The following is a 24,974-nucleotide window of genomic DNA, read 5'->3' on the forward strand; positions in this document are numbered from 1 at the left end:
TAGAACTATCATACGCTAAAAGCCAATTAATGTCATTAAGACATTTAATGCTTGACTTGTTTGTGTCTATAGGACAATAATTAATTAAAGTCATAAGGACATTAATGAGAGGTGGACTATGTTCAATTTTAAATATTTCAAAGCAGACTCATCTACATTTGTTATTCAGTCAGTGAATGGGAAAGTGCGTAAGCAAGGAAAGGGGATTAGTTTTTGGTATAACTCGGATAAGACATCTATTGCGGCATTACCGTTAAGTGCTCAAGAAGCTCCTTTTATTTTTAATTTACAAACTGCGGATTTTCAAAGTTTACGCATTCAGGGGCAAATTTCATTTCAAGTGAAGAACCCAGAAAAAACAGCAAATGTATTAAATTTCAATTTAACTAAAGATGGAAAAAATCACGCTTCTGAAGACCCACTTAAATTGAGTGATAGAGTAGTGAGGGCTGCGCAAACTATTATCCAAGCCAGAATTCAAACGACTTCATTGCGTGATGCATTACTTATTAGCCAATCATTAGTGACTTTAGTCACTCAACAACTGGCAGAACAAACGCTAATTGAATCATTAGGCCTTGAAATTTTAGACGTCTCTTTTGCTGCAATAGCGCCTTCACCTGAAACTCTTAAAGCGTTAGAGGCGCAAGCGAGGGAGTCAATTCTAAAAGAAGCGGATGATGCTATTTACGCAAGACGCAAATTTTCTGTTGAACAAGAAAGAACGATTAAAGAAGCGGAATTAGAAACGGATTTATCTGTTCAAGCAAAAGAACAACAAATTGAAGAAGCTCGCCTTGATAATGAACGTAAGCTATTACGTGAACGAGCAGAAATAGAGCAAGAAGAGTTGGTTGCGCAAGTTAGTGCAGAGGCAAAGCGCCAAGAGTTAGTCACACTCAGTGTGGGAAACCAGCGTATTCAATCAGAAGCAGATGCTTATGCTATTGAAACCAAAATGAAAGCCTATAGCCAGTTACCCGTTGAAAATTTAAAAGCGCTAGCGCTGGCAAAAATGAACCCAGAACAATTAATGGCAATGGCTTTTGAGTCACTGGCTCAAAATGCAGGGAAGATAGGGGAACTTAATCTATCACCTGATCTATTTGGTCAACTAATGAAAAAAGGAGGGAAGTAATGGAAGGAATGGATAATGCTAGATTTGTATTAGTAACACGTAAGACGCGCTTACAGGAATTGATTGAACGCTTTAATACATGGCCACAAGCGAAATTCTATTTAGAGCATAACCATGTGGAAGTTGATGATTATCTTAATGAGCATGATCTTTATCAGAGGCAATTAATCCAAGCTGAATCAATATTAAAACCATTAGGTAGGTTTCAATTATTAGAAAGAAAACTATTGCCCAGTTACCAATTTTCTAAGCAAGATATTGTGGTTGTGATCGGGCAGGATGGCTTAGTTGCCAATACGTTAAAGTACCTGAATGGGCAGCCTATTATTGCGATTAACCCAGACCCAGCGAGATGGGATGGCAAATTATTACCTTTTGAAATAGGCCAACTAAAGGAAGTTGTACAAAAAACAATACAAGGCAAGGCAGAGCAAAAAACAGTTACTTTTGCACAAGCAACAACCAATGATGGTCAATCATTATTAGCGGTGAATGACTTGTTCATTGGCCCGAAAAGTCATACCTCTGCGCGTTATTTATTGAATTGGAAAGGGGAGAAAGAGTTTCAATCTTCTTCTGGAATTATAGTTTCAACAGGGTTGGGGTCAACGGGGTGGTTTCAATCTATTTTAGCTGGAGCTAAAGCGATTACAGGCGTGGCACATCATCCCCTTTCTAATGGATTTGGTTGGGGAGACAATAAATTGCAATTTAGCGTTAGGGAGCCTTTTTTAAGTAAAACAACGGGCACGAAATGGGTGTTTGGCACGATAGAAACAGAATCACCTTTAATGCTTGAATCGTTGATGCCTGATAATGGCGTTATTTTCTCAGATGGAATAGAAGATGATTTTTTACAGTTTAATGCGGGCTGTATTGTTACAGTGAAAATCTCAGATTTACGAGGGTTACTTGTTGGTTAGTTTAGTTTCATCAGCCTCAATATTTTTGCTTATTGAGGCTGATGACAGATTAAATTTTTCTACGTCGGTTCATTGTGAAACCTAGTAAGCCAAAGATGACAACCACGGCCCACATTGGGTAATTGCTCCAACGTGCATAAGGCGTTAACCCTGTCGTCGGGATGACATCAGTGGCGAGTACCGCTGTTTTAAACTGAGGCAGTATATCTTGGATTGTCCCGTCAGCGCTGATCACAGCAGTAATTCCATTATTGGTTGAGCGTAGTAATGGGCGACCTAATTCTAACGAACGCATTCGAGCCATTTGGAAATGCTGCCATGGACCAATCGATTTTCCAAACCATGCGTCATTCGATACGGTAAGTAAGTAATCGCTATCTGGCTTAAAGTTATCTCTAACTTGCGTACCTAAGATTATCTCATAGCAAATTGCGGCTGTAAGATGCATATTCCCTACCGCTAGCTGAGCTTGTTGATAATCACCTCGACTAAAACCTGACATAGGTAAGTTAAAGAAAGGGGCAATAGGGCGTAGTATATCCTCTAAGGGAACAAACTCGCCAAATGGAACTAAATGGTGTTTGTTATAACGATTTTTAGAAGGGTAAAGATACGGCGTTTTATCACCTAATACGATAATAGTATTAAAAAATTCATACTCACCATTCGCTGGCCTTGCATCGACAATTCCGGTTATTAAGCGCGTATTAGAGCCTGCCAGCAGTTGATCGAGGGATTTTAACCAAGCTTGGTTATCGAGTTCAACGGAAGGGACGGCAGATTCGGGCCAAATGATCAGTGAAGCTTTACCTATATAAGGCCTTGATAACTCCATATAGGTGTCTTTGGTCTTTTGTAAAAAGCTGGCTTCCCATTTCATCGATTGGGGAATATTGCCTTGTACTAAAGCGACTTGCATTTTTTTGGCTTCAAGAGGGGTGAACCATTGAATATTTTTGGCAAGTAGGGGGGCAAACAATAAAATCGCAGCCGCTATTAAGGCCATAAAACTGCGGCGTATTATCGCTAGCACTAATAGGCCACTGATACTAAATAGCAACAAGGTAACCATTTCAACACCAAAAACTGGTGCTAATGCTTTCATTGGCCCATCAATTTGGCTATAACCAAATTGGAGCCATGGGAAGCCAGTTAATACCCAACCTCGTAGGAATTCAGTTAACTGCCAAAGTGCAGGTGCAAGGAAGACTAAACGCCAGATATTGGCACTGGGAGCAAATTTAGTGAGTAATGCCCCAAATAGACCGGTATAAAGAGAGAGATATGCCGCCAGAAGAATAACGATAAGTACATTAACAGGGCCAGGCATTCCACCAAAGTCAGCAATACTCACGTAAACCCAATTGACACCGCTACCAAATAAACCAAACCCCCAAGCAAAGCCAATCGAAAAAGATTGCTTAACCGTCCGCTGTAAGGTGAGTAATTGAAGGAAAAGAATAGAAAGTAGTGCAGCGGGCCAGATATCAAAAGGCGAAAAAGCCAGTGTTCCACTGGCTCCAAATAGTAAAGCCAGCAGTAACCGTAACCGCTGACTTTGATAAATAGACGTTGAATTCATTAAGTCTGTTCTTCTTCCAAAGTCGGAACTGGCGCGTCATCTGGAATTTTCACGTGAAGCAGAAGAATTCGACGACTGTCTGCCATGGCAACTTTAAATTGGTAATTGTCTATAGTGATAACTTCACCACGGGAAGGTAAGTGACCAAAGGCTTGCATAACTAAACCGCCCACGGTATCAACTTCTTCATCACTAAATTGTGTATTAAAAGCATCATTGAAGTCTTCTATCTGCGTCAGCGCGCGGACAGAATAAGAATGCCGACTGAGTTGACGGATATCAACGTCATCTTGGTCGTCATATTCGTCTTCGATTTCGCCAACAATAAGCTCTAAAATATCTTCAATGGTAACAAGCCCTGACACACCACCAAACTCGTCAATGACGATAGCCATATGGTAGCGTTGAGAGCGGAACTCTTTGAGTAGCCTGTCTACTCGCTTACTTTCAGGTACAACAACTGCTTGACGTAAGACTTTATCGATACTAAAAGGTTCTGCGTCAGTGCGCATAAATGGCAGCAAATCTTTTGCCATTAATAAACCTTCTATGTGGTCTTTATCTTCACTAATAACAGGGAAGCGTGAGTGGGCTGAATCAATAATGACATCAAGGCACTCATCAAGCGTTTGATTGCGTTTTAAGGTAACAATTTGGGAACGCGGGATCATAATATCGCGTACGCGTTGATCCGCAATGTCCATTACCCCTTCAAGCATTTCGCGGGTATCAGGATCAATCAAATCGTTTTGTTCAGAGTCGCGGATTAATTCGACTAAGTCATCACGATTTTTAGGTTCACCGTGGAACAGGTGATTTAATAGTGCAAAAAACCCTTTCTTAGGACCAGGGTTATCGCTACTCGAAGAGTTATCGTCGCTCATGGCGGTTAATTTTGTATTCCTCAATAAAATACTCGACATACTTTGAACTACAGCGCTGTTAGCTGTACTCGGCTATGGGTTTAATAGCACAAGTTAAAGTATTTAGAGCTAGGTTAGTTAATAAAAACAACTTGCTTGATTCTTTTTTAGCATAAAACTGACGGTTTATCCTCATAATTACCGTCAGTTTTTTGTAAAATAATGCTTTTTTATAAAAGATAACTAGAAAAATTATAGTTAGATCATGCTTTCTCTGCAAGATAGGGGTCGTCATAACCTAATTCTGCTAAGATTTCAGTTTCTAAGCTTTCCATTTCTTCAGCTTCATCATCTTCAATATGGTCATAACCTAGTAGATGTAAGCAACCGTGGATCACCATATGTGCCCAGTGCTCTTCAGCACTTTTTTGTTGTTCAATCGCTTCTTGCTCAACAACTTGACGACAAATAATTAAATCGCCTAATAATGGCAGCTCAATTTCCGGCGGTGCTTCAAAAGGAAAAGATAATACATTTGTGGGCTTATCTTTTCCTCGGTAGGTTAAGTTTAAATGATGGCTTTCCGCTTCGTCTACAATGCGAATGGTGACTTCACTTTGCGCTTGAAATTTAGGCAGTACTGCGGCTAACCAGCGTTCAAATAAAGCTTCAGAGGGTAAGCCGTCCGGATTTTCACATGCAATTTGTAAATCGAGAATAATATCGATGCCACTCATTTATTGGTTTTCCTGCTTTTCAAATTGCTGTTGTCGTTCTTTTTCTTCACGTAACTGCTGGCGGCGCTTATTGTCTTGCTCTTCCCATGCTTCATAAGCCATAACAACTTTAGCCACTACTGGGTGACGAACAACGTCTTCACTGTGGAAAAAATTAAAGCTTAAATCATCAACCCCAGAAAGGACTTCTATGGCGTGACGTAAACCCGATTTACTGCCGCGCGGTAAGTCAACTTGGGTAATATCCCCTGTTACCACCGCTTTGGAATTAAACCCAATACGCGTCAAAAACATTTTCATCTGTTCGATGGTCGTGTTTTGGCTTTCATCTAAAATAATAAAAGCATCATTTAATGTGCGACCGCGCATATACGCCAATGGCGCAACTTCAATCACGTTTCGCTCAATCAGTTTTTCAACTTTTTCAAAGCCTAACATTTCAAATAAGGCGTCATAAAGGGGGCGAAGATAAGGGTCAATTTTTTGGCTTAGATCCCCCGGTAAGAAACCGAGCTTCTCACCAGCCTCAACAGCTGGACGAGTTAGCAATATTCGGCGAACTTCTTGGCGCTCTAGTGCATCAACAGCAGCGGCAACAGCTAAGTATGTTTTCCCTGTCCCAGCAGGGCCAATCCCAAACGTAATATCATGGTCTAAAATATTTGCGATATATTGCGCTTGGTTTGGTGTACGAGGCTTGATTACACCACGTTTTGTTTTGATATTCACGGCCTTACCGTAGTCTGGCACGCTGTCAGCGGATTGCTCTAAGACACGGCTATCGAGTATCGCTAAGTGGATGTTTTCAGGGTCTATATCCGGAATAACACCGCGCACAGGGGAGGTATCCACATACAGCTGGCGTAAAATTTTACTTGCCGCTTGTACATTAAGTGGTTTGCCCGATATTTTAAAACGGTTATCGCGTCGGTTAATTTCGATGGCAAGACGGCGTTCAAGTTGCTTAATATTGTCATCAAATGGCCCGCAGAGGCTCATTAAACGCTGGTTATCTGCGGGTTCTAGAAAGATTTCTTGTGTTGCGATTTGCAAAGTTGTTGTATCGGTCACTGAATATCCTATCGTTAGATTATTACTTAGGGTTGATAGTTGCCAACACCTAGCTCATCTTCTTTACGAGTACGTGCAATGACAGATGCAGGGGATTCGTGAACACGAAGATCCATTTGCTCCTCTGTGCGGATCACTTTGCCGCGTAGAGAGTTTGCATAGACGTCCACGATTTCTACATCCACAAATTTACCAATCATATCCGGTGTGCCTTCAAAATTCACAACGCGGTTATTTTCGGTACGGCCAGAAAGTTCCATGAGGCTCTTACGTGAAGGGCCTTCCACTAAGATGCGTTGTACAGAGCCTAACATGGCACGGCTAAAGCTCATGGCTTGTTGGTTAATGCGCTGCTGTAATAAGTATAGACGCTGTTTTTTCTCATCTTCACTGACATCATCTGGAAGGTCGGCCGCAGGTGTACCGGGACGCGCTGAGTAAACAAAGCTAAAACTCATATCAAAATCCACATCAGCGATTAACTTCATAGTTTTTTCAAAATCATCGTTAGTTTCGCCAGGGAAGCCAACAATAAAATCTGAACTAATAAGAATACCAGGGCGAGCTTCACGCAGTTTGCGAATAATGGCTTTATATTCTAGTGCGGTATGAGCCCGTTTCATCATGGTAAGAATACGGTCAGAACCACTTTGCACTGGAAGGTGTAAATAGCTCACCAATTCAGGGGTATCACGGTATACTTCAATGATATCATCTGTAAATTCAATTGGATGACTGGTTGTAAAGCGTACACGGTCAATCCCATCGATAGCAGCAACGAGGCGTAATAATTCGGCAAATGAGCAAATTTCACCATCAAAGGTTTCACCACGATAAGCGTTAACGTTTTGCCCTAACAAGTTAACTTCACGGACACCTTGTGCTGCTAATTGTGCAATTTCAAATAAAATATCATCACAAGGGCGGCTAACTTCTTCGCCTCGTGTATAAGGCACTACGCAGAAAGTACAATATTTATTACAGCCTTCCATAATTGAAACGAATGCGCTTGGGCCTTCTGCTCGTGGTTCAGGTAAGCGATCAAACTTTTCAATTTCAGGGAAACTGATATCAATCACAGGGCTACGGGTACCTTGCACCTGATTAATCATTTCAGGCAAGCGGTGTAAGGTCTGTGGACCGAAAACAATATCAACACTTGGTGCACGCTGACGGATAAAGTCCCCTTCTTGTGAGGCTACGCAACCGCCGACACCAATAATGATATCTGGGTTTTTATCCTTAAACGTTTTCCAACGCCCGAGTTGATGGAAAACCTTTTCTTGCGCTTTTTCACGAATTGAGCAGGTATTTAGCAGTAATAAATCAGCTTCTTCTGCAACTTCAGTGAGTTGGTAACCATGGGTGTTTTCCAATAAAGAAACCATTTTGGATGAGTCATACTCATTCATTTGGCAACCCCAAGTTTTAATGTATAGCTTTTTATTCGTCGACATGTCGTATATCCGGTGTTTTCGAAGCGGCTAGTGTAATGGACCTCGAAACGCGTTGTAAATCCAAAGTCCTACCCTCTTTTTGGGAACTTGCATGCATTTTGATGAAGAACATCATTGTATGATGGGATAAATGCAAAGATATTTAAAATAATATCACTACACCAAATTTAAGGGCAGGCAATTTGCCTATTGTTTTAAAGTTAGGGCGTATTGTATTCATTTGAGGCATCAGTGACTAGAGGATGTTGAGTATTTGTGGTTAATTTTTATGCAAATTAACGGCTTTTAAGCAAAACAGGCCACTTATGGCGTCGCGGTATTCACTCAATGTAGCACTCTTATGGGTTTCTAACATGGATATTTTCTGTGAGAGCCGCAAATATTGGGTACAATAGCTTAATCAAATAATAATCCCATCAAACAATGAATAGTGTAGCTAATGTGATGAATAAATTAATCGAATCTTATGATGTTGTCGTGGTGGGAGCCGGTATGACGGGTGCCGCGGCAGCATTGGGCTTTGCCCAAGAAGGCATGCGAGTCGCTTTGCTTGAAAAGGCAAAACCAGCGGCATTCGATCCACAAAGCGCACCTGATGTCCGTATTTCTGCGATTAGCCGTGCATCCGTTGAATTATTGCAACAATTAGGTGCTTGGCAGCATGTAGAGGCCATGAGGAGTGCCCCTTACAGGCAGCTAGAAACATGGGAAGAACCGGGTAGCAATGTTCTTTTTGACGCTCAAAGCCTTGGGTTGCCAGAACTCGGGTTTATGGTTGAAAACCGCGTACTGCAACTTGCACTATGGCGTGAGTGTGAAAAATACGACAATTTAGAATTGGTTTGCCCTGCGCAGTTGGTTAATTTATATCGGCCTCAGAACCAAAAAACGTGGTGTATTGAATTAGATGATAACCGAACTATAGAAGCGCAACTTGTTGTGGGAGCCGATGGCGCTAACTCCCAAGTGCGTAAAATGGCGGGGATTGGCAACCGTGGTTGGCAATATCGCCAATCATGTATGTTAATTACTATTCAAACACAGCAACCTCAGCAAGATAAAACATGGCAACAGTTTTTTCCATCGGGCCCTAGAGCATTCTTGCCTTTATATGATCACTGGGCTTCTTTGGTTTGGTATGATAGCCCTGACAAAATTAGGCGTTTGCAAGGGATGTCGATGGAACAGTTAACAGGGGCGGTTTCAGAGGCCTTCCCTGAAAGTTTAGGGCCAATAACCGCAGTGGCTTCAGGGGCTTTCCCATTAACACGTCATCACGCGAACCGCTATGTTCTTGATGGTCTAGCACTGATTGGCGATGCGGCGCACACCATTAATCCATTAGCGGGGCAAGGCGTCAATCTTGGGTACCGTGATGTAGATGCGTTGTTAAAAGAAGTCATTTATGCACGTGAATATCTACAGCCTTGGTGCTCCATTGAGGTATTAAAACGTTATCAGCGTCGTCGTTTACCTGACAACTTAGTTATGCAAGCAGGGATGGATGTTTTCTATATGGCATTTAGTGAAAGTTTACCGGGGTTGAAAATGTTAAGAAACCTCGGGTTAATGGCAGCTCAGCGCGCTGGAGAAGCTAAAAAACTGGCATTGAAATATGCCTTAGGGTTATAACGTTGATGTGAAATGGACAATAAAATAGGCCGCTACCAGCGGCCTATTTTATTTAAGGTAATAAATTTGGTTTATTGTTAACTAGATCAATAGGTTGTATATCATTTGATTTATTGATATTAATAATGCTATCACCTTCAGTTACCTCTGGGTCAAATGTCTCATTTTTATCTGAAAATTCATGTGCTAACTTTTCGGTATCTAATTCTTTTTCCCAACGGGCGACGACAATACAGGCGCATGCGTTACCAACTAAATTAGTTAAAGCACGGCATTCTGACATAAAACGGTCGATACCGAGGATTAATGCCATACCTGCAACAGGGATGCTTGGTACTACCATTAATGTTGCTGCGAGAGTAATAAACCCTGCGCCAGTCACCCCTGCAGCTCCTTTTGAGCTGATCATTGCGACAAGCAGTATAGAAAGTTGCTGCCAAATTGTGAGTTCAATATTAGTGGCTTGGGCAATAAACAGTGCAGCCATGGTCATATAGATATTGGTACCATCAAGGTTGAATGAATAACCTGTTGGGATCACTAAACCTACAACTGATTTTTCACAGCCAGCCCGTTCCATTTTTCTCATCAAACTTGGTAGTGCAGCTTCAGAAGAAGAAGTCCCTAAAACGAGCCAAAGTTCATCCTTGATGTATTTAATGAGTTCGATGATTGAGAAGCCGTTGTATTTTGCGACAGCGCCAAGAACAACTAAGACAAAGAGCAGGGAGGTAATGTAGAAAGTTACTATCAGCATCATTAAGTTACCGATAGATGAAATACCATATTTACCAATGGTAAATGCCATTGCCCCAAATGCCCCGATAGGTGCTAGTTTCATTAGCATCGCAACCATTTTGAACACAGGTTCAGAAAAGTTTTGCAGCAATTTAACTATTGGCTCACCATGTTTACCTGTTGCGGCTAATGCTAACCCGAAAATAATCGCAATAAATAAGACTTGTAGGATATTACCATTCACTAATGGGCTAATGACCGTATCTGGAATGATGTTCATCAAAAAGCCAACAATGGAAGACTCATGGGCTTTTTCGACATAGCTAGCAACTTTTGTGCTATCGAGCGTTGCTGGGTCGATATTAAGCCCAGAACCTGGGCGGATGACATTCGCGACAATAAGGCCGATAAATAATGCAATGGTTGAGAAAGTCAGAAAGTACAGCATAGCTTTACCAGCGACACTGCCGACCGCTTTCATATTAGACATCCCTGAAATACCGGTTACTACGGTTAAAAAGATGACAGGTGCGATGATCATTTTTACTATTTTGATGAACCCATCACCAAGTGGTTTTAATGATTCTCCGGCCTCAGGGAAAAAGTGACCAAGTGCAATACCGAGCAAGATGGCTACGATCACTTGAACATATAAAATCTTATATATTGGTTGCTTTATCATGTTTCGCATAAATTTTCTCTGTAAAAATGTTACGTTTGGCAATTTATAATTATTAGGTTTTAAAACTTTTATTAGAGTTTTTGAGAGCTAATCAATTGGAATGGAAGATGGGATTGAATGTACTAATGACCGCAGCTAGAAAGGATCTTACCCGCCATTAATCACACCTAACTACAATTCGTCGGAAGATTACCACTTTCACTGGTTAATAAAAAATGACTTAAGTCACATATCTGATATAAAAGTTAAACAAAGGTAAATTTTATGCGTTAAATGTTGACCTATTTTAACTGTAAGGAACTAAATTTGTTATTTGTCGGATAATGATGATTTGTAAAAGGCAGGCAATGAAAAGAAATTTTTCAGCTAATAACCAGCATGAAAATATGGAAAATTTATAAAAATAGCGCGTGTAGAAAGAGATGTATGGATTTATTCGTGGAATGCCAAATTGTTTCTATTTAAGTTTTTAATAAAAATAATAAGCCAAAATAGCATGGCATCGCGTTGATATTATAGGAGAAAATCAATCAGTAAACTGAGATAGGAAAAATGAAAGAAGGAAGTGAAGAAAGATGGCTGGGGTACCAGGATTCGAACCTGGGAATGCCAGGATCAAAACCTGGTGCCTTACCGCTTGGCGATACCCCAATCTTAAATTTTGTTCTACCAAGAAGGTAGATGGTGCGGGAGACAAGACTTGAACTTGCACACCTTGCGGCGCCAGAACCTAAATCTGGTGCGTCTACCAATTTCGCCACTCCCGCAAACAATGGTGGCTATGACGGGATTCGAACCTGTGACCCCAACATTATGAGTGTTGTGCTCTAACCAGCTGAGCTACATAGCCATTTTATGTTTTTCAAAATGAAGTTTTCGACAATCTAGATAGGGTAGTAGATGGCTGGGGTACCAGGATTCGAACCTGGGAATGCCAGGATCAAAACCTGGTGCCTTACCGCTTGGCGATACCCCATCCGGGAATTCTACTACAGATTGTATTAAGATGGCTGGGGTACCAGGATTCGAACCTGGGAATGCCAGGATCAAAACCTGGTGCCTTACCGCTTGGCGATACCCCAATCTTAAATTCAATGCTACCGAGAAGGAAAATGGTGCGGGAGACAAGACTTGAACTTGCACACCTTGCGGCGCCAGAACCTAAATCTGGTGCGTCTACCAATTTCGCCACTCCCGCAAATAATGGTGGCTATGACGGGATTCGAACCTGTGACCCCAACATTATGAGTGTTGTGCTCTAACCAGCTGAGCTACATAGCCATCTTTTTTTGCATAACCTTCGTCGGCGTTGCGGGGCGCATTATGCTAATTACAGACACGACAGTCAACAGCTTTTTGCACTATTTTTCAGAAAATGCGTCTGTTTGTCTGATGAATAATCATTTTGTCGATAAAGCCAGCAAAAAACAAGCCCATATTTGAAAAAATCTTTTTCGGGAGGATCAAGATGGAAGGGGAATTATTCGAATGATAGCAGCGTTGAAAACGTATACTTAGTGAAAACAGAGTGGAACCCAGCTTTAAAATTTAAGTTATTTAAGTTTAATCAATCCAATGAATTGCTGAGTTTTCGCGTTAGGGGAAAACAAAAAAGCAGGCATAAAACCTGCTTTTATGAAAAATAAACGGAGAAATTAATTTTCAAATAATTTTTGCAGTAACTCACCATTAAGCATAGCTCGTTTGGTGAGGGCAAATGCGCCTATTGCTGAGTTATGGACAAGTTGTGATGTGACAATAGGTAAGTTTTCTCTAAACCCTTTAAGGGCTTGAGTGTCAATGCAGCTTTGGATCGCCGGAATAAGAACCAGTTCGGCTTCTGTGATGTCACCTGCAATAACCACTTTTTCAGGGTTGAAGAGGTTTATTGAAATAGCAATGGCTTTACCGATCTGACGACCGACATGTTGGATGACTTCAGTCGCTAGCGGGTCACTTTTGTTGGCCGCTTGGCAGATATGAGAAATTGTACAGGTTTCTGCGGTCAGAGAACTTGAATAACCTTGTTCTAGGCGCTGTCTTACGCGGGCTTCGATAGCTTGGTTTGAGGCAATGGTTTCTAAGCAACCAAAATTACCACAGTGGCATAGTTCACCCAGTGGGTCTACTTGGATGTGACCAATCTCCCCTAAGTTCCCACGGTGATTGAGCAGGATTTCTTTGTTAATAACTAAGCCTGCTCCAGCGCCTCTGTGGATACGTACTAGAAGTGAGTCCTCACAATCACGGGTTGCACCAAAATAGCTCTCAGCAAGGGCTAGGCTGCGAATATCGTGGCCAGCATAGCAAGTGATATTAAAATGTGATTGTAAATTATCAATAAGGTGCCAGTTATCAACTTTAATATGCGGCATGTAATAGACAATACCGCTGTGAGGGTTAACCAACCCCGGAAGGATAACAGAAATTGCGATTAACTCTTTAAGGCGACGATGGTTTTTATCAATAAAGTCTTCAAGGGCAGCAATTAACTTTTCTTCGACAGCCTGCTGAGAAGGCGCTGTAATAGGATAATGACCATCAATAATCATTTTACCACCTAAGTCGTATAAGGCTATGGTGGCATCATAGCGCCCTAAACGGACACCAATAGTATGGAAATTTTTATGTTCAGAAACAATTGAAATGGCACGGCGGCCCCCAGTGGAGGCCTGCTGGTCAACTTCCTTGATTAAACCACGTTCGAGTAGTTGGCGAGTGATCTTAGTGACACTGGCTGGGGCAAGCTGGCTTTGCTCCGCTATTTGAATTCTTGATATCGGACCTTGTTGGTCAATCAAGCTATAAACGACGGCACTATTTAATTGTTTGACGAGATCAATATTACCAATTTGCTTTAGCGAGTGGCTTTGATTCATTAGCTAGTTACTCATTTTTTGTAGACTTCGTCTCCGTTAACGTAGGTTGCGAGGACGTTGAAGTCGTGGTTAAACGCGGTCAAATTCGCAATTTTACCAGGAGCAATCGACCCTAAGGTGTTATCAACTCCAATGGCTCTTGCGGGGTAGAGCGTTGCCATTCTAAGTGTTTCATCCAATGCAATGCCGACGTGTTCTACACTGTTTTTGACTGCATCAATCATAGTCAGTGATGAACCGCTGAGTGTGCCATTTTCATCCACACATAATCCATTACGGTAGTATATGGTTTTACCTGCAAAGATAAAATGATCCATTTCACCAGTTTGCGGATCAATCCCTGCTGGTGCAGTTGCATCTGTGACTAAAATTAATTTATCACCTTTTAAATGCTTACTGTTGCGAATATTTGCCCATTGTACATGTAAACCGTCAGCAATAATTCCAGCATACACTTCCGGTGTGTCATAAATGGCACCGACTAACCCTGGTCCTCGGCCTGAAATATATGGCATAGCATTGAAAAGGTGGGTTGAGAAATTTATACCCGCTTTAAAGCCCAGTCTGGCTTCTTCATATGTGGCATTAGAGTGCCCCGCTGAAATAACGATACCCGCGTTTTTTAATTGACGGATATAACCCTGTTCAACCATTTCAGGTGCTAAGGTGATTTTAGTGATAGCGTCTGCGTGAGAAGCTAAGTAATCAATCATTTGTGCTGTTGGTTGACGAATAAACTCGGGGTTATGTGTGCCTTTTTTGATGACATTAATGTAAGGGCCTTCTAAATGAAGCCCAAGCGCTTGGTTTTTATGTTCTTTTAAGTATTCAGTCATGACTTCAACGCCATGTTTCATTAGCTCATCGGAACAAGTGATCAATGTCGGTAAATAACTTGTGCAGCCTGTGCGCTCGTTGGCTTTTTGCATGATATCCAAGTTTTTCAATGTAACATTTTCTTTATTATCATTGAATTGGACACCGCCACAGCCATTGACCTGCAAGTCAATAAAACCAGGGGAGAGAATAGCCCCTTGTAAATCATGCTGTGGAATATTGGCAGGCAGTTCAGCGACAGGACAAACATCCTTGATGATTTCACCATCAATGATGACAGCATGGTTATCCAGTCTTTCATGACCTGTATAAATAATGCAATTAGTTAGTGCATACATGGCTTAAAACTCCTGACCTCTGGGGATTTGGGTCACCGACCAGCTTTCGCTGATCGGGTGATTGATAAATATAATCTTAGTTAAACTTCTCAAGAATTTCAGATTCTAGCTGTTTGAAATATTTAAGTGTTTTGACTTTCAATTCGAGTGTTGCGGGTTCATCACAAACAATCAGTGCTTTCGGGTGCATTTGCACACAACTGATTGTCCACATATGGTTAACAGAGCCCTCAACGGCAGCGTGTACGGCATTCGCTTTATTGGCACCAGTAGCTAAGACCATCAGTTCTTGGGCATCCATTAATGTGGCAACACCTACGGTTAATGCAAACTTAGGTACTTGATTAATATCATTGTCAAAAAAGCGCGAATTTGCTTGGCGAGTTTCTGGTGTTAACGTTTTAATTCGCGTGCGAGAATTCAAAGATGAACCGGGTTCATTAAAAGCAATGTGGCCATCATTGCCAACGCCGCCCATAAACAGGTTTATTTTACCAAAAGATTTAATTTTATCTTCGTAGCGTTGACATTCGGCATCAACATCAGGGGCATTGCCATTAAGTAAGTTGATATTTTCAGCTTGGATATCAATATGATTGAAAAAATTTTCATGCATAAAGGTATGGTAGCTTTGAGGATGATTAGCTGGAATACCAATATATTCATCCATATTGAATGTTACTACGTGCTTAAAACTCACTTTACCCGCTTTGTATAAAGCAATCAGTGCCTTATATGTTGCTAGGGGGGTACCACCTGTTGGCAACCCAAGTACAAAAGGTTTCTCTGCAGTTGGGTTGAATGCATTGATTTTATCAGCGATGTACTGTGCGGACCAGATTCCGACATCATGTGCATTGTTAAGTGGGATTAGCCTCATGTCTCTATTACCTCTAATAAGTCTGTGAAATCTTTCATGTATATATGTATCCCTGATGTTATTCATTAGATATAGGAATACTCGTTATACTTCAAATTTATTGTGCGTTATCACTTGGTTGCCATGTTATTTTTATCTCATAACATCGTTTCAAGTGTGCTGAGAATATACAGGTTAATGGCTTAAATAAGTTATTTTTAATCATAAAATAAGTTTTCAATAATAGCTACTAATTTAGTCATATCAGGAACTCTTTCGTTGACATTTATCACAAATCACACCTATTTATTTTGCATCGCGAAACAATTAATTTAGACTATGAAATTGATACTCTCAATAACCTAAATTATGATTTAGGTGTGTGAACAAGAAGATCCCGTAAATGGGGCAAAAATAGGGCGATAAAGGGGGAGTTTGTGAATATTCTTAGCTACTTACAGCGGATTGGTAGGGCACTTATGGTGCCAGTTGCTGTACTACCAGCCGCAGCAATCCTTATGGGGATTGGCTATTGGATCGACCCAGATGGTTGGGGAGCGAATAGTGCAATCGCGGCGTTACTGATTAAATCTGGTGCGGCAATTATTGATAATATGTCCGTACTGTTTGCAATTGGTGTTGCTTATGGAATGTCAAAAGATAAGGATGGTGCAGCTGCACTGACCGGTTTTGTCGGCTTCTTAGTGGTGACAACACTGTGTTCTCCTGCATCTTATTCCATGATTATGAATGTTCCGTTGGAAACTGTTCCTGCGGCATTTGGTAAAATTAATAACCAGTTCGTCGGTATCTTAGTTGGGGTACTGTCTGCTGAATTGTACAATCGTTACAGTGGTGTTGAGCTACCGAAAGCATTGTCGTTTTTCAGTGGTCGTCGCCTTGTCCCGATTTTAACTTCTTTCTTAATGATCATCTTAGCCTTCATACTGATGTATGTTTGGCCGGTGGTGTATAACGGTTTAGTGTCTTTCGGTGAAAGCATTAAAGATTTAGGCTCAGTTGGTGCCGGTATTTATGCCTTCTTCAACCGTTTATTAATTCCTGTTGGTTTGCACCATGCACTTAACTCTGTGTTCTGGTTTGACGTTGCAGGGATCAATGATATTCCAAACTTCTTAGGCGGTGCTAAGTCTATTGAAGCAGGTCTTGCAACTGTGGGTATTACTGGCCGCTACCAAGCTGGTTTCTTCCCAATTATGATGTTCGGTTTGCCGGGTGCAGCATTAGCGATTTACCACTGTGCACGTCCAGAAAACAAAGCAAAAGTAGCGGGTATCATGATCGCGGGTGCATTCGCGGCATTCTTTACTGGTATCACTGAACCTCTTGAATTCTCATTTATGTTCGTGGCGCCAATACTGTATGTTGTTCATGCATTATTAACGGGTATTTCGGTATATATCGCAGCCACCATGGAGTGGATTTCTGGGTTCGGTTTCAGTGCAGGTTTAGTCGATATGCTGTTGCAATCACGTAACCCATTAGCTGTTCAGTGGTATATGTTGATTGTCCAAGGTTTAGTATTCTTCTGTATTTACTATGTCATTTTCCGCTTTATGATCCGCAAATTTAACCTGTTAACGCCAGGTCGTGAAGAAAGTGCGGGTGACGAAACCATTGACGGTTATGACGAAAGCATTAGCCCTGCTGATAGCAGTGACAGCGATATCCAAAAAGAAGCGCGCCAATATGTTGCCGCAGTAGGTGGTAGCGACAATATCGTCAGTATTGATGCCTGTATTACGCGTTTACGTTTAGGCGTTAAAGATTCAGCAGTTGTTAATGATGCCATGACCAAACGTTTGGGCGCTTCAGGTGTTATCCGTTTAAGCAAACAGAATGTTCAAGTGATTGTGGGGACTCGAGCTGAATTGGTCGCAAAAGCAATGACTGAAGTGATTGCAAAAGGCCCAATTGCAGGTTCTGCGCCAGTTGCAGCAGCAGAAGAGAAAAAAGCCGCAGAGCCTGAGAAAGCAAAAGGTAATGCGATTCTATCCTTAGTTGCGCCAGTAAGTGGTCAAGTTTTCTCCCTTGACGACGTACCAGATGAAGCATTCTCTAGCCGCATTGTGGGTGATGGTATTGCTATCAAACCAACAAGCAGCGAAGTGTTAGCGCCGGCATCAGGTACGGTGGTGAAAATTTTCGAAACTAACCACGCATTCTGCCTTGAAACAGAAAACGGTGTCGAACTCATCGTTCATATGGGGATTGATACGGTTGCACTGAAAGGCGAAGGTTGTGCTCGTTTAGTGGAAGAAGGTGCAGAAGTGACTGCGGGTACACCTATCCTGAAATTAGATTTACCGTTCCTTGAAGCTAATGCTAAATCAATGATTAGCCCAGTTATCATCAGCAATATCGATGATTTCGCGGGTGTCGAGATTTTAGTTGAAGGCGACGTGAAAGCAGGCGAAACGGTTATTTATAATGTGCTGAAATAATTCAGTTTAATATTATAAGTTAGTAAAAGGGTGGCTTAGGCCACCCTTTTTTATGATATTTAATAAGGAAAAGAGAACCATACAGGGTATAACAAATAATGATAATCAGTATTAATTGAGTTTGGTTTATAAAAAAAACATAATTAATTTTTAGCTTTTTTGGGGCTGAAATACGAGAATAATTAAAATCAAAGCATCTAAAAGCAATATAAGAAGGTGTCTATAAGGATAAAATTATGGGGTTAAAACTCATCTGGTTTGATAAACAAACAGAAGAATATGTTGGTGAAGAGTATTCTATTGACTTAGAGAATGACGGTAGCATTATAGAAGCAATTATTAACCCTTAAAAACATTATTAATTAATGGTTGTTTTGATGTGGTTTCTGATTGGGGCTCTAATCTTCAATATTATATAAAACGTAAAATTGATTTTAGTAAATATGATTGCCAAGTTTCATTCGATTATCTAGATGGATGATAATTAATTATATTATTAATAATATAATTTACTTGTTTTTATACAGATTAATATTTTTCTATAAAGATGGATGAACTATTTAAAAAAATAATAAAAATAAGTGGTAAGTAATTCATTGTTATTATTTAAAATAAAGGTAAAAGATTGTGGCAATGTTAGGGATTTATTTAAAGTAATAACATAAGGAATATGTAATATGACGGAATCAGTGAAGCATCTACAGATTCATAAGCTAGAAGATATGAATATACACAGAAACTTAGGTGCAAGTCATAACCCGATGCAGATAGGGCCACCCAGTATAACCATTCATGTCGCGCCTAAAGGAAGTCCAATTTACAATCATTTAGGAGAAGATATAGGGAATACATCTCAATGGGGACACACCTATATTAGTATTCGAGGCGTTAGCCCAGTGACACATAATTATGAACAGATTAGCATGGGGCTTAGTCTAGGGGAAGATTGGGGGACATCAAAAGATAATTTGTCTTTTAATGACCATGTTCGCTATAAAAGTGCTTCTACATTGACGATTACATCAAATAATCAACAGTTTTTTAGTCATTCTTTAATAGCAGGTACCATAACAAGCTATTCTCATACAGTTTCACTCCCTACCATTGATTTAGGAGAAATTTCGTGAGGTTGATTTCATGGTCTATCGTTATAGGAGCGTTCATGATGGGGACTCCAACGTGGGGAGGAAATACAACCCCTCCTTTAATTCCAACTGTAAGGGATCGTCTATATACCATTGGGTATAATGAAACAGAGCTACGTTATGACTCAGATCTACCTAAACGAGTACCTTATCCCAAAAATCAACAACAAGTGGTTGAATTATATCATCGGGCATTAAAATCTAATAAGGAAGATGATAACTATGCTTTGTTTTCTTTTTTCAGAATTGGTTGCACCGATTTTAAGCATTTACATAATGTGAAAGTTACAAAAGAAGAGTGTGCACTGGCAAATTTCTTTTTGAAGAGGGTGCTAGAAATTAATTCTAACAATGGATTAGCTCTGTTATTTACAGGGGTAAACTATCAGCATGGTAATGGGGGGGAAATAAATATGCCAGAAGCAATTTTATATTATGAACAAGCTTACCACCTTTATGGTAATAAGGTACTTACCGCAGGTAAAAAACTTTCGACGATTTATTTACATGGACTCGGAGGGGTCCCTCAGGACTTTAATAAAGCTAAGTACTACTTAGAAATGGTAGCAAGAGATAATCCAAAGGGGCAAGATGCATATTACCTCAAGAATTTTGATACTTATGTTGATTTACTCAAAATATCAAATGAGGGCGATAAATGTAAGCAACAAAATCCTAATAACCGCACTTGGGTAAATGAATGTAATGATAAAGTAGAAAAACAAATAAAGGCATACCAAAAAAATATAGAGATAATCAGAAAAATGCGATTGGTTAATTTATGACTAGTATGAAAGGTAACTGTGAATAATACCCTAAAATAGAGTAATAAAAATACTCTATTTTTTTCGTGTTAAAAAATTAAATTTGTTAATTATTTTGGCGAAATCTCAAACTAGGTTGTCTAATTTGCATAAGCAAGGGGCTTTTTTCATCGATAAGATAACTTTTCAATGACTCATGAGGACTTATCTGTGGATTGGCTACTGTGTTTGTTTGGATTTATTTCAGGAATAACAACGGCATTATTCGGTTTTGGTGGCGGTTTTATTACGGTTCCATTGTTATATGCTTTGATTACTTTAGTGTGGGGGCCGCAAAGCGAGGCAAGCAGTGTAGCAATGCAAATTGCAGTAGCAACATCAACCTGTGTAATGATCTTTTCATCGGCGCTTTCTAGCCGTGCTCATTACCTTAAAGGCAACCTGAGTTGGCCGATTATACGTCCCTTTGTTATCCCTATTTCAATTGGTGGAATTTTAGGGGCAATAGTGGCGCTATCAATAGATAGTGCGTTGATCCGTTGGATATTTATAGGTTACTTAGTTATTACTATTTTAGATTGCTTTATCCGCCCTGGTTTTATGAATACACAGGCAAATGGTGTAACCGCATCACAAGGGGGCATTTTTGCAGATACCCCCATTGGGGTGGTGATTGGTGCTGTGGCTGCATTTCTTGGGGTCGGTGGGAGCGTGATGACAGTCCCTTTAATGCGACGTAGAGGCGCGAGTATGATCCAAGCGGCTGCATTTGCCAATCCATTGACATTACCAATGGCGATTACAGGAACATTGACGTACTTCTTTTTTGCTATCGACCAACACATTGACCTTGGCGCGGGTTTCCTTGGGATGATCTACATTAAAGGTGCATTGATTTTAATCGCAGCGTCATGGCTGGGAATTCGCTTTGCTGGTTTACTAATGCCTTATCTTAGTGATAAACGTCATGCACAAAGTTATCCGCTATTATTGCTAGTGGTGTTAATGGTGATGTTGTTCACTTAAAAATGAATTGGGCTGATGTCGGGAGTTTTTTGCCCTAAATTCCAGTTTGTTGCACCTTTTGGTGGCTAAGCGCAATCAAACGGTTGTTTCCTGATTGATTATGATAGAATATATTCAGATACTACACGCTTTTAGCGCGCTTTTGGCATTGAGGAATGATGACAATGAATGAGGCAGATGCTCGCCCAACAAATTTTATCCGTCAGATCATAGATGAAGATCTGGCGAGCGGAAAACACACATCAGTGCATACACGTTTTCCACCAGAACCGAATGGCTATTTACATATTGGTCATGCGAAATCAATCTGCTTGAATTTTGGCATTGCCAAGGACTATCAGGGACAATGTAATTTACGTTTTGATGATACCAACCCTGTAAAAGAAGATGTCGAATACGTTAACTCCATTCAAGAAGACGTTAAATGGCTAGGTTTTGAATGGACGGGGAATGTTCGTTATTCCTCTGATTATTTTGATACTTTGTATCAATACGCAATTGAACTGATCAACAAAGGTCTTGCTTATGTTGATGAGCTCAGCCCTGACGAAATCCGTGAATATCGCGGGACTTTGAAAGAGCCGGGTAAAAATAGCCCATACCGTGAGCGTTTAATTGAAGATAACTTAGCATTATTTGAAAAAATGCGTGCAGGTGGCTTTGAGGAAGGTAAAGCGTGTTTACGTGCTAAAATTGACATGGCATCCCCATTTATGGTGATGCGCGACCCGGTTTTATATCGTATTAAGTTTGCGGAACATCACCAATCTGGTAATAAGTGGTGCATTTATCCGATGTATGACTTCACACATTGTATTTCTGATGCGTTAGAAGGTATTACACATTCTTTATGTACACTTGAGTTCCAAGATAACCGTCGTTTATATGATTGGGTATTAGATAACATCACGATTGATTGTCATCCACGTCAGTACGAGTTTTCTCGTCTGAATTTGGAATATACGGTGATGTCTAAGCGTAAACTGAACCAATTAGTGACAGAAAAACATGTCAATGGTTGGGACGATCCACGCATGTTAACCATTTCAGGTTTACGCCGTCGTGGTTATACCGCAGCTTCTATCCGCGAGTTCTGCCAACGTATTGGTGTCACTAAGCAAGACAACAACGTTGAAATGGCATCATTAGAGTCCTGTATTCGTGATGACCTGAATGAGTCAGCTCCGCGTGCAATGGCGGTTATTGATCCAGTGCGTGTGGTGATTGAAAACATGCCTGCTGGTGAAGAAATCTTAACGGCACCAAATCACCCAAATAAACCTGAGATGGGCACTCGCCAAGTGCCATTTAGCAATGAAATTTATATTGACCGTGCAGATTTCCGCGAGGAAGCAAATCGTCAATATAAACGTTTAGTTTTAGGTAAAGAAGTTCGCTTACGTAACGCTTATATCATCAAAGCTGAGCGTGTTGAGAAAGACGCAGAGGGCAATATCACGACTATTTATTGTACATACGATGCAGGTACATTAAATAAAGACCCTGCGGATGGGCGTAAAGTCAGAGGGGTTATTCACTGGGTTAGCGTAGCACACGCACTGCCAGCGGAAATTCGTTTGTACGACCGCTTATTTACAGTACCAAACCCGGGTGCAGAAGAGGATTTCCTGTCGGTAATCAACCCAGAGTCATTGGTTATTCGCCAAGGGTTTGTTGAACCAAGCTTAAAAGATGCTGCCCCTGAAAAAGCATATCAGTTTGAGCGTGAAGGGTATTTTTGTGCAGATAACCGTTTAAGTAGCGCGGATAACTTGGTCTTTAATAGGACGGTAGGGCTGCGTGATACTTGGGCTAAAATAGAGTCCAACTAAAAAATGTTGTAAGCCAATGCACATTAGGTGCATTGGCTTTACCCTCTAACCCTAGTCACATACATATGTATATTTCTAGGGGGGATTTTTTGTTTTCTCTGTGATATTGAATAGAGAATAATAAAAAATAATCAACAGAAAATGAGGTTATTTAATCAGTTATTACCCTTGTAAATAAAGTGGTTTATTACTGTATAGAAAGAACTACGCTAAATTAATTATGGTTTCTTGTGGTTATTAACCAATAATATCTGAAAATACTGAAATCAAAAATTGATTACGGGATTTAAATCACAAAACAATAAAATCGATTAGACAGTTTGAAAGATTGTATGATAAAGATATACTCCAGTTAAGATTAATAAAGATATATAACACACAAAGTGATTAATTTGTTTTTATTAATCTTAATAACTAATGTTTTTTCAGGTTAAATTGAAAAACCATTAGTTAGGTTAAATATAAATTAAATTTATATTTTTAAAAAAGATCAAATAATCTATTACTTGGTTTTAATAATTAAAAATATAAATAACAGGGTCAGTGAACTGAAAGCCCTCAGAGATCTTAATCAGATCTCTGAGGGCTTTTTTTGTTTTTATTCTAAGGAAATATTATGTCAAAACAACGTCGTTTATCTAAGATTTTTGCTCAGGATGGGAAATCCGTTACGCTAGCATTAGATGGTTATTTTTTCTCGACAAAAACAGAAGGTATCGATAATACAATAAAACAAATGCCAGAATTAGTCGCTAATGGGTTGGATTGTGCGCTGGTAACTTACGGTATGGCAAGGAATTACCAGAAGGAGTTTAAAGACATTTCGATTGTGCTGCGTGTTGATTCAACGGTGAATGTATATGATAACAGTGTACCTGACACGCAACAGGTATTTACGACAGAGGACGCACTAAAAATAGATGCTGATGGCATGGTTTGTATGACCTTTCCTGGCGCATTTAATGAAGAAAAAACCCACGCTATGGTCGCTAGATTGGTAAAAGAAGCAGAACAATGGAATATGCCTTTCATTGTAGAATCATTGCCTTATGGTTACCCAGTGACTAGTCCAGAATCCAATGAAGCCAAAGTTATTGCGGATGCCGCCCGTATTGCCGTAGAGCTGGGTGCTGATGTGATCAAAACGCGTTTTTCAGGTACCGAAGACGACTATCTGATTGTTGAAGCTTCGATGGTCCCTGTTTTAGCTTTGGGTGGACCAAAAACAGATACACTTGGCTACTTTAAATTTGTAGAGCATTGCATGAATATGGGGGCTAAAGGTGTTGCGGTTGGGCGTAACATTACACAAGACCCTAAACCTATCGCAATGGTTGCAGGTTTAAATGCCATTATTCACCAAGGGGCATCACCTGAAGAAGCTTATGCTCTATATCAAAATACAAAATAATTGGAATTAAATAATGAATTTAAATAACACCGTTATTCCATCAGTCAGAAATTACAAATATTTTGAGAAGGCATTAAATTGTCGTTCTGAATATATTTTATTACCAGATGCCGATATTGGTAATTTGCAATCTATGATTGGAAAATGCCATAAGGCAGGGAAAAAAGTTTTAGTCCATTTAGAATTATTAGGTGGATTTAAACCTGACCAATCAGGTATTACGGTGCTTAAAAACTTTTATAAAGTTGACGGTGTTATTTCTTCAAATTTTACAGCTCTACGTTATGCAAAAAAAGAAGGGTTAGACACAATATTCAGAGTATTACTAGTGGATTCTCGTTCATTAGAGCAAGCAAGTAATATGGTTAAAAACAATTCAGTTGATGTTGATGCTATTGAATTATTACCAGCTGAATATGCCTGTAGTTGTTTTGATTTATTAAAAAGAAGCTTTAATCAAAGTAATAAACCATTCATTGCAGGTGGATTTGTAAAAAGAAAATATATTGTCGATAAAATTTTCTATACCGGCTTTAACGGAATTACAACCAGTGAACATACCCTTTGGTAAACAACAATTATAAAAATCCGATTA

General features: G+C 40.1%; 21 protein-coding genes and 7 tRNA genes. 12 read left to right on the forward strand and 16 right to left on the reverse strand.

Annotated elements, in window-relative coordinates; genetic code table 11:
* Positions 1-118 precede the first annotated feature (118 nt).
* Both P3L56_RS05405 and P3L56_RS05410 read left to right on the forward strand, forming a co-directional pair.
* The gene (locus P3L56_RS05405) at positions 119-1,138 is read left to right on the forward strand and encodes an SPFH domain-containing protein (RefSeq protein WP_042848346.1); all 1,020 of its coding nucleotides are present in this window, start codon (positions 119-121) and stop codon (positions 1,136-1,138) included.
* Positions 1,138-2,061, forward strand: coding sequence for a sugar kinase (locus P3L56_RS05410; RefSeq protein WP_042848345.1), 924 nt, complete (start codon positions 1,138-1,140; stop codon positions 2,059-2,061). The genes P3L56_RS05405 and P3L56_RS05410 overlap by 1 nt, the downstream gene beginning before the upstream one ends.
* A 49-nt stretch (positions 2,062-2,110) precedes the next feature.
* Here P3L56_RS05410 and lnt read toward each other — a convergent pair whose 3' ends face one another.
* The 5 genes from lnt to miaB all read right to left on the reverse strand — a co-directional run bounded on the left by lnt (position 2,111) and on the right by miaB (position 7,771).
* A complete protein-coding gene (lnt, locus tag P3L56_RS05415) occupies positions 2,111-3,643 on the reverse strand; it encodes an apolipoprotein N-acyltransferase (RefSeq protein WP_210831383.1) in 1,533 nt (510 codons plus the stop codon).
* Complete coding sequence (gene corC / locus P3L56_RS05420) at positions 3,643-4,527, reverse strand: CNNM family magnesium/cobalt transport protein CorC (RefSeq protein WP_042848343.1); 885 nt, start codon at positions 4,525-4,527, stop codon at positions 3,643-3,645. Before corC ends, lnt begins: the two co-directional genes overlap by 1 nt.
* Positions 4,528-4,769: 242 nt before the next feature.
* Entirely contained in the window at positions 4,770-5,243 is a 474-nt protein-coding gene (gene ybeY / locus P3L56_RS05425) for an rRNA maturation RNase YbeY (RefSeq protein WP_042848341.1), read from the reverse strand.
* Positions 5,244-6,296, reverse strand: a complete 1,053-nt coding sequence (locus P3L56_RS05430; RefSeq protein WP_210831390.1) for a PhoH family protein — start codon at positions 6,294-6,296, stop codon at positions 5,244-5,246.
* A 44-nt stretch (positions 6,297-6,340) separates the two neighbouring features.
* Entirely contained in the window at positions 6,341-7,771 is a 1,431-nt protein-coding gene (gene miaB, locus P3L56_RS05435; protein WP_042848340.1) for a tRNA (N6-isopentenyl adenosine(37)-C2)-methylthiotransferase MiaB, read from the reverse strand.
* A gap of 444 nt (positions 7,772-8,215) precedes the next feature.
* On the opposite strand from miaB, the gene ubiF reads away from it, so the two are divergent.
* Positions 8,216-9,403 carry a 3-demethoxyubiquinol 3-hydroxylase gene (gene ubiF, locus P3L56_RS05440; protein ID WP_210831382.1) on the forward strand — a complete coding sequence of 396 codons (1,188 nt, stop codon included), beginning with the start codon at positions 8,216-8,218 and terminating at the stop codon, positions 9,401-9,403.
* 52 nt (positions 9,404-9,455) lie between these two features.
* Here the strand turns inward: ubiF and P3L56_RS05445 are convergent, their stop codons facing one another.
* The 11 genes from P3L56_RS05445 to nagB form a co-directional block, all read right to left on the reverse strand.
* Entirely contained in the window at positions 9,456-10,832 is a 1,377-nt protein-coding gene (locus tag P3L56_RS05445; RefSeq protein WP_210831389.1) for a dicarboxylate/amino acid:cation symporter, read from the reverse strand.
* A 567-nt stretch (positions 10,833-11,399) separates the two neighbouring features.
* Positions 11,400-11,474: transfer RNA gene (locus P3L56_RS05450), tRNA-Gln, on the reverse strand.
* Positions 11,475-11,505: 31 nt separating this feature from the next.
* Positions 11,506-11,590, reverse strand: a tRNA-Leu gene (locus tag P3L56_RS05455).
* A gap of 6 nt (positions 11,591-11,596) precedes the next feature.
* Positions 11,597-11,673 (reverse strand) — tRNA-Met (locus P3L56_RS05460).
* A 51-nt stretch (positions 11,674-11,724) separates the two neighbouring features.
* Positions 11,725-11,799: transfer RNA gene (locus P3L56_RS05465), tRNA-Gln, on the reverse strand.
* Positions 11,800-11,830: 31 nt separating this feature from the next.
* Positions 11,831-11,905: transfer RNA gene (locus P3L56_RS05470), tRNA-Gln, on the reverse strand.
* Positions 11,906-11,936: 31 nt separating this feature from the next.
* Positions 11,937-12,021, reverse strand: a tRNA-Leu gene (locus tag P3L56_RS05475).
* 6 nt (positions 12,022-12,027) lie between these two features.
* Positions 12,028-12,104: transfer RNA gene (locus P3L56_RS05480), tRNA-Met, on the reverse strand.
* Between the two features lie 374 nt (positions 12,105-12,478).
* Positions 12,479-13,702, reverse strand: a complete 1,224-nt coding sequence (locus tag P3L56_RS05485) for an ROK family protein (protein ID WP_042848335.1) — start codon at positions 13,700-13,702, stop codon at positions 12,479-12,481.
* Between the two features lie 11 nt (positions 13,703-13,713).
* A complete protein-coding gene (gene nagA / locus P3L56_RS05490; protein WP_042848333.1) occupies positions 13,714-14,877 on the reverse strand; it encodes an N-acetylglucosamine-6-phosphate deacetylase in 1,164 nt (387 codons plus the stop codon).
* A gap of 76 nt (positions 14,878-14,953) precedes the next feature.
* The gene (gene nagB, locus P3L56_RS05495) at positions 14,954-15,757 is read right to left on the reverse strand and encodes a glucosamine-6-phosphate deaminase (protein WP_042848332.1); all 804 of its coding nucleotides are present in this window, start codon (positions 15,755-15,757) and stop codon (positions 14,954-14,956) included.
* 416 nt (positions 15,758-16,173) lie between these two features.
* Between nagB and nagE the strand changes: the two genes are divergently transcribed.
* The 9 genes from nagE to P3L56_RS05535 all read left to right on the forward strand — a co-directional run bounded on the left by nagE (position 16,174) and on the right by P3L56_RS05535 (position 24,950).
* Positions 16,174-18,201 carry an N-acetylglucosamine-specific PTS transporter subunit IIBC gene (nagE, locus tag P3L56_RS05500; RefSeq protein WP_048606367.1) on the forward strand — a complete coding sequence of 676 codons (2,028 nt, stop codon included), beginning with the start codon at positions 16,174-16,176 and terminating at the stop codon, positions 18,199-18,201.
* A 236-nt stretch (positions 18,202-18,437) separates the two neighbouring features.
* The gene (locus tag P3L56_RS22615) at positions 18,438-18,551 is read left to right on the forward strand and encodes a colicin E3-like toxin immunity protein (protein ID WP_410480077.1); all 114 of its coding nucleotides are present in this window, start codon (positions 18,438-18,440) and stop codon (positions 18,549-18,551) included.
* A gap of 29 nt (positions 18,552-18,580) precedes the next feature.
* Entirely contained in the window at positions 18,581-18,682 is a 102-nt protein-coding gene (locus P3L56_RS22620; protein WP_370661215.1) for a hypothetical protein, read from the forward strand.
* A 241-nt stretch (positions 18,683-18,923) separates the two neighbouring features.
* Entirely contained in the window at positions 18,924-19,328 is a 405-nt protein-coding gene (locus tag P3L56_RS05510) for a hypothetical protein (RefSeq protein WP_166687357.1), read from the forward strand.
* Between the two features lie 35 nt (positions 19,329-19,363).
* The gene (locus P3L56_RS05515; protein ID WP_198861175.1) at positions 19,364-20,131 is read left to right on the forward strand and encodes an SEL1-like repeat protein; all 768 of its coding nucleotides are present in this window, start codon (positions 19,364-19,366) and stop codon (positions 20,129-20,131) included.
* Positions 20,132-20,320: 189 nt separating this feature from the next.
* Positions 20,321-21,136: a sulfite exporter TauE/SafE family protein gene (locus tag P3L56_RS05520; protein WP_129466803.1), complete on the forward strand. Its 816-nt coding sequence runs from the start codon at positions 20,321-20,323 to the stop codon at positions 21,134-21,136.
* Between the two features lie 164 nt (positions 21,137-21,300).
* Entirely contained in the window at positions 21,301-22,968 is a 1,668-nt protein-coding gene (gene glnS, locus P3L56_RS05525; protein WP_042848325.1) for a glutamine--tRNA ligase, read from the forward strand.
* 616 nt (positions 22,969-23,584) lie between these two features.
* Entirely contained in the window at positions 23,585-24,379 is a 795-nt protein-coding gene (locus P3L56_RS05530) for a class I fructose-bisphosphate aldolase (RefSeq protein ID WP_042848324.1), read from the forward strand.
* Positions 24,380-24,392: 13 nt separating this feature from the next.
* Positions 24,393-24,950: a glycerol-3-phosphate responsive antiterminator gene (locus tag P3L56_RS05535; protein WP_042848322.1), complete on the forward strand. Its 558-nt coding sequence runs from the start codon at positions 24,393-24,395 to the stop codon at positions 24,948-24,950.
* The last annotated feature ends 24 nt before the right edge of the window (positions 24,951-24,974 follow it).

Origin of the sequence: Providencia sp. PROV024, assembly GCF_032709665.1 — a bacterium.
GTDB classification, from domain to species: Bacteria; Pseudomonadota; Gammaproteobacteria; order Enterobacterales; family Enterobacteriaceae; genus Providencia; species Providencia huashanensis.